This window comes from Nitrosospira sp. CT (assembly GCF_059489795.1).
On the sequence record NZ_JCAHZJ010000066.1, the window covers coordinates 23,492 to 35,971 of the forward strand.

The 12,480-nt window shown below is 55.5% G+C and carries 14 protein-coding genes; 1 reads left to right on the forward strand and 13 read right to left on the reverse strand.

Annotation, left to right across the window (positions count from 1 at the left end; translation table 11 throughout):
* The first annotated feature begins 58 nt into the window (after positions 1 to 58).
* On the forward strand, positions 59 to 856 hold the full coding sequence (locus AC52W5_RS11580; protein ID WP_495671110.1) for a sulfite exporter TauE/SafE family protein: 798 nt from the start codon (positions 59 to 61) through the stop codon (positions 854 to 856).
* A 4-nt stretch (positions 857 to 860) separates the two neighbouring features.
* Here AC52W5_RS11580 and AC52W5_RS11585 read toward each other — a convergent pair whose 3' ends face one another.
* The 13 genes from AC52W5_RS11585 to AC52W5_RS11645 all read right to left on the reverse strand — a co-directional run bounded on the left by AC52W5_RS11585 (position 861) and on the right by AC52W5_RS11645 (position 12,187).
* Positions 861 to 1,784 carry a phosphoribosylaminoimidazolesuccinocarboxamide synthase gene (locus tag AC52W5_RS11585; RefSeq protein WP_495671111.1) on the reverse strand — a complete coding sequence of 308 codons (924 nt, stop codon included), beginning with the start codon at positions 1,782 to 1,784 and terminating at the stop codon, positions 861 to 863.
* Positions 1,753 to 2,973, reverse strand: a complete 1,221-nt coding sequence (locus AC52W5_RS11590) for a 5-(carboxyamino)imidazole ribonucleotide synthase (RefSeq protein ID WP_495671112.1) — start codon at positions 2,971 to 2,973, stop codon at positions 1,753 to 1,755. Before AC52W5_RS11590 ends, AC52W5_RS11585 begins: the two co-directional genes overlap by 32 nt.
* Entirely contained in the window at positions 2,970 to 3,473 is a 504-nt protein-coding gene (gene purE, locus AC52W5_RS11595) for a 5-(carboxyamino)imidazole ribonucleotide mutase (protein WP_495671113.1), read from the reverse strand. Before purE ends, AC52W5_RS11590 begins: the two co-directional genes overlap by 4 nt.
* A gap of 1 nt (position 3,474) precedes the next feature.
* Positions 3,475 to 3,924, reverse strand: coding sequence for a phosphate-starvation-inducible protein PsiE (locus tag AC52W5_RS11600; protein ID WP_074972236.1), 450 nt, complete (start codon positions 3,922 to 3,924; stop codon positions 3,475 to 3,477).
* Positions 3,925 to 4,087: 163 nt separating this feature from the next.
* A complete protein-coding gene (locus AC52W5_RS11605) occupies positions 4,088 to 4,867 on the reverse strand; it encodes an HAD family hydrolase (protein ID WP_107761765.1) in 780 nt (259 codons plus the stop codon).
* An 11-nt stretch (positions 4,868 to 4,878) separates the two neighbouring features.
* Complete coding sequence (locus AC52W5_RS11610; RefSeq protein ID WP_495671114.1) at positions 4,879 to 5,970, reverse strand: L-threonylcarbamoyladenylate synthase; 1,092 nt, start codon at positions 5,968 to 5,970, stop codon at positions 4,879 to 4,881.
* On the reverse strand, positions 5,970 to 6,722 hold the full coding sequence (locus tag AC52W5_RS11615) for an endonuclease/exonuclease/phosphatase family protein (protein ID WP_113066526.1): 753 nt from the start codon (positions 6,720 to 6,722) through the stop codon (positions 5,970 to 5,972). The genes AC52W5_RS11610 and AC52W5_RS11615 overlap by 1 nt, the downstream gene beginning before the upstream one ends.
* Before the next feature lie 36 nt (positions 6,723 to 6,758).
* Positions 6,759 to 7,859, reverse strand: coding sequence for a quinolinate synthase NadA (gene nadA, locus AC52W5_RS11620; protein WP_495671115.1), 1,101 nt, complete (start codon positions 7,857 to 7,859; stop codon positions 6,759 to 6,761).
* 167 nt (positions 7,860 to 8,026) lie between these two features.
* On the reverse strand, positions 8,027 to 8,500 hold the full coding sequence (gene nudB / locus AC52W5_RS11625; RefSeq protein WP_495671116.1) for a dihydroneopterin triphosphate diphosphatase: 474 nt from the start codon (positions 8,498 to 8,500) through the stop codon (positions 8,027 to 8,029).
* 109 nt (positions 8,501 to 8,609) lie between these two features.
* Complete coding sequence (gene aspS / locus AC52W5_RS11630; protein WP_495671117.1) at positions 8,610 to 10,376, reverse strand: aspartate--tRNA ligase; 1,767 nt, start codon at positions 10,374 to 10,376, stop codon at positions 8,610 to 8,612.
* A gap of 30 nt (positions 10,377 to 10,406) precedes the next feature.
* On the reverse strand, positions 10,407 to 11,093 hold the full coding sequence (locus tag AC52W5_RS11635) for a DUF502 domain-containing protein (RefSeq protein ID WP_495671118.1): 687 nt from the start codon (positions 11,091 to 11,093) through the stop codon (positions 10,407 to 10,409).
* Positions 11,094 to 11,121: 28 nt separating this feature from the next.
* The gene (locus tag AC52W5_RS11640) at positions 11,122 to 11,409 is read right to left on the reverse strand and encodes an FmdB family zinc ribbon protein (protein WP_133668135.1); all 288 of its coding nucleotides are present in this window, start codon (positions 11,407 to 11,409) and stop codon (positions 11,122 to 11,124) included.
* Between the two features lie 583 nt (positions 11,410 to 11,992).
* Positions 11,993 to 12,187 (reverse strand): hypothetical protein, encoded by a 195-nt coding sequence (locus AC52W5_RS11645; protein ID WP_113066530.1) that lies wholly within the window; start codon positions 12,185 to 12,187, stop codon positions 11,993 to 11,995.
* Positions 12,188 to 12,480 lie beyond the last annotated feature (293 nt).

Below are 12,480 nucleotides of genomic sequence, written 5' to 3' on the forward strand. Positions count from 1 at the left end.
AGGTTGAGCAGCCGTTGTATAATTTCGAATCCCGGTATCTGCGGCAGTATGGCTTGACGTGGAGTGGTGGCTAGCATACCTGGTATTGGGCACCGTGGTCGGCTTCTTTGCCGGCCTGCTGGGCATAGGGGGCGGACTGGTCATCGTCCCCGTGCTTACCTTTATTTTTACTGCCCAGGACTTCCCTCCGGACCGTATCCTTCACCTCGCCCTTGGCACCACCATGGCGGCTATCATTTTCTCCTCCGCCGCCAGCCTGCGCACTCATCATGTTCACGGTGCAGTGAACTGGCAAGTCGTGAAATTCATTACGCCGGGAATCATCCTGGGGACGCTTGGAGGCGCAACGGTGGTGAGCATGCTATCCAGCGGCTTTCTCAGCATCGTTTTTGTCGTCTTCATTTATTACGCGGCGACGCAGATGCTCCTCAACATCCGGCCCAGACCCAGCCGCACGCTTCCGGGAAGGCTCGGCATGCTTGCCGCGGGGAGCGTCATCGGCGCGATTTCAAGCTTTGTTGCAATCGGAGGAGGTCTGTTGACGATCCCGTTTCTCTCTCTATGCAACGTGAGGCTGCAACATGCCATCGGTACCGCTGCCGCGGTAGGTTTTCCCATCGCTGTGGCGGGGGCTATCGGCTACATGATCAATGGCATGGCGCAGCCCGAACCGCTGCCGGAATACAGCCTGGGATACGTTTACCTGCCGGCACTGGGGTGGATCGTCGTGGGCAGCACGCTGACCGCACCTATTGGTGCAAAAACGACGCATGGCATGCAAACGGCTACGCTCAGGAAAATTTTTGTGGTGCTGCTTTATCTGCTGGGAACAAGGATGTTGATCCGGCTTTTCTAGGTATTTAGCCCACCAGGCGATGCAGGGCTTCCCGGTATTTTTCAGTTGTTTTGGCGAGCACCTCGGGGGGCAAGGCTGGAGCGGGCGCTTTCTTGTTCCAGTTCTGCGTCTCAAGCCAGTCACGCACGAATTGTTTGTCATAGCTCGACGGGTTTTTCCCCGGCGCATACTGGTCAGCAGGCCAGAAGCGCGATGAATCGGGCGTAAGCGCTTCATCGATGAGATAGAGCCTGCCGGCCTGATCCTGACCGAATTCGAACTTTGTGTCGGCGATAATAATGCCTTTTGTGATCGCATAATCCGCCGCCTGAGTATACAAAGCCAGCGCTATATCACGCACCTGGCCAGCCAGCCCCTCGCCCCCTTCATTCAGCAGCTTTTCCGCCTCCGCAAACGGGATATTTTCATCATGCGCACCCTGCGCAGCTTTGGTCGAGGGGGTAAAGAGGGCTCCGCCCGGTATCCTGCCGGCTTCCTCCAGCCCGGCAGGGAGCGGAATACCGCAGATCATGCCGGTTTTTTTGTAATCCTTCCAGCCAGAGCCAACGACATAACCACGCACGATCGCCTCGATCGGAAGGGGCTTGAGCCGCTTTACTACAAACGCCCGCTCGGTCACCTGCTCGCGTTCGTCTTCCGTTACCACGGATTCGGGCGCGATGTGGGTGAGATGGTTGGGAACGATATGCCTCAGTTTTTCAAACCAGAAACTGGACAAGGCAGTCAGCAGCCTACCCTTGCCCGGTACGGGAGTAGGCAGGATCACATCGAATGCGGAAAGCCGGTCTGTCTGGACGATCAGAAGCTTGTCTTCATCCACGCCATAGATATCCCGTACCTTTCCGCGATGCAGAAGCGGCAGGCTCCGTATGCTCGTTTCAAACAGCGCGGACTGATCAGTTCCGGCTTTCGTTGGAGGGATGCTCATGTGTTTCAAGAGTGCTATGAGATAGTTGCAGCGATTGCTTGATTTCCAGCGCAAGCCGCAGTGCGGCGTCGGTCGTTTCTGCCAACACCGTGTAGTGTCCCATTTTCCGTCCGGGTCTGGCGTCGCGCTTGCCGTATAAATGCAATTTGACGTCGGGATGCCGCAGCACCTGTTCCCACTCCGGCTCTCCCTTCTGCCAGAGATCGCCCAAGAGGTTCACCATGACCGCCGCTCCATGCATGGAAGTACTGCCAAGGGGCATTCCGCAAAGTATGCGTACCTGCTGCTCGAATTGAGAGGTAACGCAGGCATTGATCGAGTAATGCCCGCTATTATGAGGACGAGGAGCGATCTCATTCACCAGCAACCGCCCATCCGCGAGCACAAAAAACTCGACGCACAGTACGCCGCGATAATCCAGCTTCCCGGCAATGCGAACTGCAATATCACAGGCGTTTCGGGCGATTTCGGGCGATACTCTGGCAGGAACGATGCTGATATCGAGGATGCCGTTGCAGTGCTGGTTCTCGGATACGGGAAAAGTAACCACTTCATCATCAAATCCCCGGGATACGATGACGGACACCTCGCGCTCCAGGGGCAGCAGTTTTTCCAGGACGCAGGATTCCCGGTTCAAACCTGCAAATGCGCTGTCAAGCTCTGATGCATTACTTACCCGCACCTGGCCTTTGCCGTCATATCCGAACCGGCTTACCTTGAGAATTCCGGGGAAGAGGCCAGGAAAAAATTCCGGTTGCTTTTGGAGTAATATTTCATCCGGATTGGCCGAACACTGCAAAGTGTCCGAATCCTGAATCACCGCATAGGGCGCGACCTCAAAGCCGTTGGCAGCGAGAAAATTCTTCTCCAGGATGCGATTCTGCGCGATGGCGACACTCCTGGCAGCCGGGCTGACGATGCAGCGTTCAGCCAGTATTCTGAGTGCCTCGGCAGGTACGTTTTCGAATTCGGTGGTGACGCCGGCGCAGGTGGAGGCGAGCTCATTCAATGCCTCGCTATCGAGGTAATCGGCGCGCAGGTGCCGCTCAGCGATGCTGCCCGCCGGGCTCCGCTCCTCGGGATCAAGAACGGTCACGCTGTAACCCAGGCTTTGGGCCGCCATCGTGAACATCCTGCCGAGCTGGCCACCGCCCAGCAATCCCAGCATCGCTCCCGGCCGGGTACTCATGACGATGGCAGGGTCATGGAAGCCACCGCTGCCGCCTGGGTTTCCCGGAACTCGGCAAGCTGCCTGGCCAGGCTTGCATCTTCCACTGCCAGCAGCGCAACGGCAAACAAGCCGGCGTTAGCCGCGCCCGCCTCGCCTATGGCGAAGGTGGCAACCGGTACTCCCCTCGGCATTTGTACTATGGACAAAAGCGAATCCAGCCCTTGAAGCTGGCGGGAAGTAACCGGCACCCCCAGCACGGGCAGGAGCGTTTTGGCGGCGATCATTCCCGGAAGATGCGCCGCGCCGCCTGCACCGGCAATAATGCATTTCAGTCCCCGCTTGTCGGCAGCTTCCGCATATTCGAACATGCGATCAGGGGTGCGATGGGCGGAAACCACTTCCGCTTCATAAGGCACATGGAATTTCTTCAACATCTCCGCAGCATGCTTCATGACCTCCCAGTCACTATTGCTGCCCATGATGACGCCTACCAAGGGCCTGTTGACCTGGTCTTCCATATCAATCGCGAATTTTTTGTTCTTTTTCCCTGGAAGCGGCCTCCGCCAGTTCCTCCAGGTCTTCCACGTAAGGATAACGTACATGTCCGTAACGGATGACGAGCACCCCGAGCGCAATCAGCACGATTGCGGCAGAAACACCCAACAGGCGGATGCTGTCCATCTCCTTAACGTCCACGGTTATGTAGCGCGCCAATGCTACCAAGGCGATATAGAGGGGAAATCTTACTGGCAGCTTGCCTGATTCAAAATAAAGCCCGACCATCGTCAGGATTTCGAGGTAGAGAAACATGAGCAGCAGATCCGCCAGGGTCACTCTGCCGTTGTGAATCATCAGCATGGTTTCCTGATACCCCGCAAATATGGTGGCAAGCGCAATCACGACGAGACCGATGCCTTCAAAAAATTGAAGTACGCGGCGTGAATGGTTGATTGTGCGGGTTTGCAGCATTTGTTCTTCTTGTCAGGATCGCCTGGGTAAGTCACTACTGACTTACTATACTACCTGTTCCAGGTGACAATTCCAATTTGGGATGATGCAAACCGATGATGAGAGTCCTCAGAATTGGACATAATTCTCTTCGAAATTCTCTTCGACCGCTTCCTCAAGGCGTTCACCCCTTAAGCTTCAACATCAGGTCCACATCCACCCAGCCGCTGCCGTTTATGCCCTTTGCCTCTCCTGCCTCTCCTTCCAGCACGCTGAACGGCTGTCCCGGTTCACCCAGGTCGGACAAAACAAGCTTGGCGCCCGTGAAATCCTGAAAGCGGGTATATCCATTTACTGTAACCACTGTATCAAGCCCCGCGGCGAGCGATGCTCTCAACCCATTTTCCGAATCTTCGACGGCAATGCACTGCTCTGCCGGCAGCCCCAGTTGGTCCAGCACCCAGTGATAGATGTCGGGCGCCGGTTTTTTTCCCGGAACGATGTCTCCTGCGCCAATGACATCGAACCATCCGGGAGAATCTTCCCCGAGGGTGGACTTTAAAAGCGCCGTCACATTTTCCGGGGTGGTGGTAGTTGCAATCGCGATTTTTATGTTTCTGTCACGCAGATGCTGGATCAGGCGGGCCACGCCCGGCCGCAACGGGATGCCGCCGCTTTCCAGCATCCTGACATAATGCCTGGTTTTAATCTTATGCAGGCGCGCGATCCAGTCACCCAGCCCGCTTCTGTTCAACTCCCGGGGAACATGATATTCCATGAAATGAAGGATGCGCTCCTTGCCACCTGTGATTGCCAGCAACTTGCCGTAAAGATCGACATCCCACTCCCAGTCGAGACCGAGTTCTTCAAATGCGGCATTAAAAGCGGGGCGATGACCATCACGCTCCGTGTCAGCCAAGGTGCCATCCACATCAAACAGTACTGCGCGAACTTTGCTATCCATAAAATCGTTATTTATCCAGTTTGCCCGTAAATGGTTTCATTTTCATCCTCCCGCGCCACGGATGAACTGCTTTGCTCACCCGTTAGGACTGCGTTCGCGCCGGAGCATGTCCTGCTGCTCGCGCGCCGCAGCCGGTCCGCGATTGCCACCCACGCCGCTGTCTCAGGAGGCGTCTCCACCAATAGCTGGTCGAAGTGCTGACGATCAAACCGGCGCAAGGTGGCGTACAACTGACGTGCATATTCCTCCGGTTCTTCAGGCATCGCAGAGAATACGATGGATTCATTTTCCGGGCGATACCCGGGCGGAGAATGCTGCTGGCGCCGCCAACCCATGACTGCTACCCGCATGCCTTTTGCTTCCAGCTCCAAAGCGTGCCGCCATAAGTGATCCGCCGGCAGGAGCTCGAGCGGCGTTGCGGGGGCGTAATGGGAAGGGAGGGCGCCCGGCACGCGTACAGAACGTTCTGTCCCTCGGGAAAGCACCACATTTCCATCCAATACTTCCGCCAGCGCCGCCAACTGGATGCCACCTGGCCGCAATATAATCGCAGTCTGGCCGTCAAAACCCACGATGGTACTTTCCAGGCCTACCTGGCACGCTCCGCCATCCAGAATCATGTCCAGCTCGTCGCCAAACTCCTCGCGCACATGCGCTGCCGTTGTCGGACTGACATGACCGAAACGATTCGCCGATGGAGCGGCCAGCGCTCCCGACCCTAACTCCCTCAGCAAGGCAAGTGCTACGGGGTGATCAGGAACACGCAATCCCACTGTATCCTGACCTCCGGTCACATTTTCCGGTACATGGCGACTACGTGGCAGTATCAGGGTCAAGGGACCCGGCCAGAAGCGCTCAGCCAGCCGCCACGCCTGCGGGGGCACCTCCCGCGCCCAATGCGACAACCGGGAAGCATCGGCGAAATGGACAATGAGAGGGTGATCTACAGGACGCTTCTTGATTTCAAATATGCGCGCGACTGCAGAGGGATTGGAAACCTCACCCCCCAGGCCATACACGGTTTCTGTCGGGAAAGCGACAACGCCTCCTTTTTTCAGGAGCGCTGCGGCGGCGGCGATCTCGCGGTGCGATGCAGGAGGCATTATCTGAGAATCATCTGCGCCGAAAGCACAGCGTGATCGGAGATTTTGGACCAGGGGTGCCCCTGGTGCACTTGCGCCCTCTCGATATGAAAGCCGCGAACGTAAATGCGGTCGAGCCGGAACAACGGCAACGTGGCGGGAAAGGTCCGCGCCGATCTCCCTTCGGTCAACTCGAAGACTTCCGCCAGGGCAAGCCGCTGGGCTAGGACACGACTGGCCATTTCGCGCCAATCGTTGAAATCTCCCGCGATAACCAGTGGCGCGTCTTTGGGTACCAGTTCCTCGATGTGCCTTTCCAGTAACTGTAACTGACGGGAACGGCCTCTTTTGAACAGGCCCAGGTGCACGCAGATGCAATGAAGATTTTCCCGCCATTGCGGAATGCCTATTTCACAGTGAAGCAAGCCTCGGCTTTCGAAACGATGCGCCGAAACATCCACATTGTCCCAGCGCACGATGGGATAGCGGCTCAGGATTGCGTTGCCGTGGTGACCCTCATCGTAGACCGCGTTTTTTCCGTAGGCAAAATCCGTCCAGATCGAATCAGCGAGGAATTCATACTGGGGACTCTCCGGCCAATTCTCGAAACGGGCTCCGTGACCTTTGTGCTCGCCGACCACTTCCTGCAGAAAAATGATATCGGCGTTGAGCGCGCGCAAGCTGTCGCGCAGCTGATGCACCATGACACGCCGATTGAAATGAGAAAACCCTTTGTGAATGTTGTAGGTAGCAATATGCAGCTTATTGAGCATATGACGAACGGGACGGAGCGCAATTGTATTTTTTCATTATCGCGAAACCTCCAGCATGCGCTCCAGGGCAAGTTTCGCCAGAACTGCATCGGCTGCCGCCACTTTGATCTGATTCACCACCTTTCCCGCAACCAGGTTTTCCAGCGCCCAGGCCAGGTGTTGCGGATCGATGCGCGCCATGGTGGAACACATGCAGATCGTCGATGCCATGAACTGGATGATTTTTCCCTGGGCCTTGAACTCCTCGGCAATACGATTGACCAGGTTCAACTCCGTACCCACCAGCCAGCGTGTTCCCGGCTCCGCTGCCCGGATGGTCCTGATGATATAGTCAGTGGAGCCTACGTAATCCGAGTTTTTACATACCTCGAAACTGCACTCGGGGTGCGAAATCACTTTCCCTTCAGGGTGCTGGTTGCGAAAACGAAGTATGTGCTGTGGCTGGAACATCTGGTGCACGGAGCAATGCCCCTTCCACAAGAGGATTTTCGCGTTCCTGATCTGCTCCGGTGAAAGCCCGCCCATAGGCTCATCGAAATCCCACACCGCCATCTGTTCGAGTGGGATGCCCAGTTTGTGACCGCTCCAGCGCCCCAGGTGCTGGTCCGGAAAAAACAGTACCTTTTCCCTGCGGGAAAAGGACCACTGCAAGATTTTCACTGCATTGCTGGACGTACAGACAATGCCGCCGTGCTCACCGCAGAAAGCTTTGAGATCAGCGGCAGAGTTGATGTAAGTTACCGGCGTGACCACTTCGTCAGGATCGAGCACTTCCGAGAGCTCATGCCACGCGCGCTGCACCTTGAGAAGACTTGCCATGTCCGCCATGGAGCAGCCGGCGGAAAGATCGGGCAGGATGGTGATCTGCTCGGGCTTGGAGAGAATATCGGCCACTTCAGCCATGAAATGCACCCCGCAGAACACTAGATAATCCGCATCTGTTCCTGACGCAAGGCGCGAGAGCTGCAGGGAATCCCCGGTAAGATCGGCGTGTTTGTAAACGTCCGGGCGCTGATAATGATGGGCGAGTATTACCGCGCCCTTTCCCAGGGCCGCTTTCGCCTGAACGATGCGTTGCTCGCAGTCATCGTCATTCAGATTGTCGAAACGTTCAAAGGCAATGGCTTCCGCTTTCATGGCCTACTCCGTTTTTCCTTTAAAAACCGCAGGTAATATAAGAAACTGCAGAGGTTCCAAAAGTATCATTGGACCAGCACGCCAGCCATCGGTTCGATCGGCTTGTCCCGTTCCTAATTTTCGTGGAGGTGCTTCCGCTGTTTGCTCCTGCTACCTTTTTGTGCCCTTTACTGCCCTTTATTACCTTTGTTAACTTTACCGCCAGCTGTTGCCAATCTCCTGATCGCTTCGGCATTGCTTGGGGAAAATACTTTTTCCGCCGCCTCCTGCCAGGGCAGCCAGGCATGACGCAAATGTTCTCTTTCCGCTACCGAAACTGGGACAGGTTGCGGCACAAGCAGGCCAAAGACATGCTCGGTGTTATGGGTTACTTCGGGCGCGTAACGCCAGCGCCATTCCTCGTAGAGCTCATATTCGTTCACAATATTCCAGTCGGTCAACTCGTAGCGACTGGCATCCAGCCCGGTCTCCTCGGCTACTTCCCGCACCGCCGTTTGCACGAGTGTTTCACCTTCGTCCTGACTGCCGGTAACAGACTGCCAATAGCCGGGATGATCCGCCCGTTCGAGCAACAGGATCTGCATACCAGGCGTATGGATGATTACCAGAACCGAAATCGGAATCTTGTAGATTCTCACCATGCACCAAGAGTAGGAACGGGATCAGAAAATCTTCGCTTTCGGAAAAATGGTTTTCCCAATCTCCACGCTTCTTTGTTTCTTTGTTACCCTTGTTTTATATCCTCCAGGGTTACGCGTGGCGGAGCTTGATGTGAAGTTCCCGCAACTGTTTTTCACCGACAGTACTGGGCGCATGCGTCAGCAGACATTGTGCGCGCTGTGTTTTCGGAAAAGCAATGACTTCCCGGATGGATTCGGCACCTGCCATCATGGCAACGATCCGATCGAGGCCGAACGCTATCCCGCCATGCGGCGGCGCTCCATATTGCAATGCTTCGAGCAAAAAGCCGAATTTTTCGTTTGCCTCATCTTCTCCAATATTCAAGGCGCGAAATACCTTCGACTGCACTTCCTGGCGATGAATACGCACCGAACCGCCGCCAATCTCGGAACCATTCAGCACCATATCGTAAGCCTTGGATAAGGCTTTTTCGGGATCGGTCTCCAGCAGGTCCTCGTGGCCCTCAGCAGGTGAAGTAAAGGGATGATGCAAGGCCTTCCAGCGGTTTTCCTCCTCGTCGCGCTCGAACATGGGGAAATCCACCACCCATAAAGGCTTCCATTCCGATTCTGCCAGGCCGCGATCATGCCCCACCCTCGCGCGCAATGCACCCAACGCCTCATTCACCACCTGTGCCTTGTCCGCGCCAAAGAAGATGAGATCGCCATCCTTCGCGCCCGTGCGCTCGAGAATGACCTGAATCACATTCTCAGGGAGGAATTTCAGTATGGGCGACTGGAGGCCCTCCACCCCTTTTTCCAGCGCATTGACCTTGATGTACGCGAGCCCCTTGGCGCCGTATATCGCGACAAAACTGGTGTAATCGTCGATCTCCTTGCGAGACAGTGCGCCGCCCTCAGGCACGCGCAATGCGGCTACACGTCCACCCGTTCTGAGCGCGGCTTCCCGGAACACCTTGAACTCCACCTCCTGCATCACATCGGTGAGTTCCGTCAGAACCAGCGGCACGCGCATATCAGGCTTGTCCGAGCCATATTTCGACATCGCGTCGGCATGCGTCAGGCGTGGAAACGGGCTGGGCAGATCAATATTCCTCACACTTTTGAACACCGTGCAGATCATCTCTTCCATCATCTGCATGATTTGCGCTTCATTCAGAAACGATGTCTCGATATCGATCTGGGTGAATTCGGGCTGGCGGTCAGCCCGCAGATCCTCGTCGCGGAAGCATTTGGTAATCTGATAATAGCGGTCGAATCCGGAAACCATCAGCAACTGCTTGAACAGTTGCGGCGATTGCGGCAGCGCAAAAAAATGCCCCATGTTGACCCGTGATGGCACAAGGTAATCGCGCGCACCCTCGGGGGTCGATTTGGTGAGCATCGGCGTTTCCACGTCGATGAATCCATGCTGGTCGAGAAACACTCGTACTGCCATCGCCACCTTGTAGCGCAGCCTCAGGTTTTCCTGCATCTGCGGACGCCGCAGATCGAGATAGCGGTGCTCCAGCCGCGTGGCTTCGCTGAGGTTTTCGTCGTCCATCAGAAATGGAGGTGTCAGGGAAGCGTTGAGGATATCGATTGAGCCTACCAACACCTCTATTTCCCCGCTAATGAGATTGGGGTTGACGGTTCCCTCCGGCCGATGCCGAACCCGCCCGGTGACTTTAACCACAAACTCGTTGCGGATTTTTTCCGCCACCTGGAAAGCAGTGGGGTTATCGGGATCGCACACCACCTGCACCAGGCCCTCGCGATCCCGCAGATCCACGAAAATCACACCCCCGTGGTCACGGCGTCGGTGCACCCAGCCGTACAGAATCACAGTCTGGTCCAGATATTGGACGTCGATAAGGCCGCAGTAATTGGTGCGCATGAAAGATCGGTAATCAGAAAAAAGAAGGAATCAGGGCTTGTCGCTGGATGCAGAACCGGCGGAACTTGCGGAACTGACGGAATCCTGGGGATGCAGCAGCACTGCCTGCGGCTCCGCCGGTTTCTTGCCGTTGGTGGGAGCAACAACGCCCATCGAGATTATATATTTCAATGCTGCGTCCACGCTCATGTCGAGCTCGATTACATCGCTGCGCGGCATCATCAGAAAGAAGCCCGAGGTCGGATTGGGCGTGGTTGGCACGTAGACGCTCACATACTCTCCTGTGAGGTGATTGGCTACATCTCCGCCTGGATATCCCGTCATGAAGGCGATGGTCCAGGCACCTTCGCGTGGGTACTGCACCAGCAGCGCCTTGCGAAAGGCTTCCCCCTGGCTTGAAAACAGCGTGTCGCTGACCTGCTTCACCCCGTAATAAATCGATTTCACCACCGGGATGCGCCATAACACGCCTTCCCAGAAAATAACCAGCCGTTGCCCGATGATATTGGTGGTGAAGATGCCGGTGAGGAAAACAACCAGCAGCGTCAGCACCGTGCCCACGCCGGGAATGTATATGCCTACGAAGTTTTCCGGACGCATGCTCGATGGCAGCAGCAACAGCGACTGGTCCATGGTGCTGATCAGGAATTTCAACGCCCAGGCAGTAATACCCAGAGGTACCCATATGAGCAGCCCGGTGATGAAATAACGTTTCATGTCAGTAGTGAGCCCGATTCGTCACCTGTCAATCGGTTGTGCAAGCGGGACATGCGCCATCCCCGGACGGCGCGCTCTCGCCCTTCGTCCCACATGTATCAGCATCAGCCTTGGGCTTGGTCTGCCCGCCATTCTTGTTCTTGAAATCGGTGACGTACCAGCCGCTGCCCTTCAATTGAAAGCCCGCAGCCGAAATAAGCTTGTTAAACGCATCGCTGCCACAGGCGGGACAAGCTGCCACCGGCGCATCACTCACCTTTTGCAGGTATTCCTTTTCGAAACCACAAGACCCACACCGGTATTCATAGATCGGCATGACCATCCTCCAACAAAGAAAGCTGAACGAAAAAAACGGGATTATACCTTAAGGAGCCTCCGAACAAGTTACTGCCCTGTCGCCCCCGCACGGCAACCTCCTTGCTCACCCCAACTCGATTAGATTCAAACGGAGGGGACAGAACGGACCTGCCCGGTGAATCGCTTGTGGCCAGGAAGAGCCGCTGTCATCCGTTCATCCGGTTATCCGGACCGGCGCCCTCTCGTTGACGGCACTTCTTACCCATCCCGCCTGCGAGGCAACCAACAAGCAACCAACTCTCGTTTGACTACGGCCAATACCCTGGCAACCTGAGGGATCCCCTTTCCGGGATTCCATGCCTCCTGTCAGGAAGATATGGGTGCCTGCGATAATTACAAGAGGATAATTACAAGAGCGCGTGATGCGCGCAGTATGAGTGGACAGTAGTCATTATCGTCGGGCGCAGCCCCCCCCTACTGCATCCGGGGCAATTTCGAAAGATCAAAAGAATCAAGCGCGGCACCATCCTTCTTGACAGGTCATCATCCCAAGATGGCGACGACGCAGCGTACTTATGAATTCGGTGCCTTCGAGGATTGTCTCAGTTCACACTGATCGTGTAGTCATCGCGATTGTGGGAGCGAAAAGGGCTCTGCTGGCAAAACCGGGTAAAGGCCACTTCTTCAGCTTCGGTCTCTGAACTGGCTTCAATTTCATAATCGGCAAGAAGGCCGCTGAAATTGGGGCGATCATCGATCGATGGCTCAACAGGCGTGATGAGAACTTTATATAACATTTCATCCCCCTTTTCGGCTTTGACATTGTTCGGGCATTTTTAATTCTAGGGTATATAGCCTGTTATTGCTGTTCAGGGACAAGGAAATGAATCAAGCCGATAACTCTATTTGGTTTGTAACCAAATAGATATTTCGAGAAGCGATAGCGGCACAAATGATTTCATTTGAGAAGCCCACAAACATCTTCGTCAAGCCACTTCAATTCGCCTTACTGTACCGGAAATTTGCAGCAGCCATCAAATCTGGGAAGTAGAGATCGAAATTGCTGAGAAAAATTGCTCGATTAGATGTC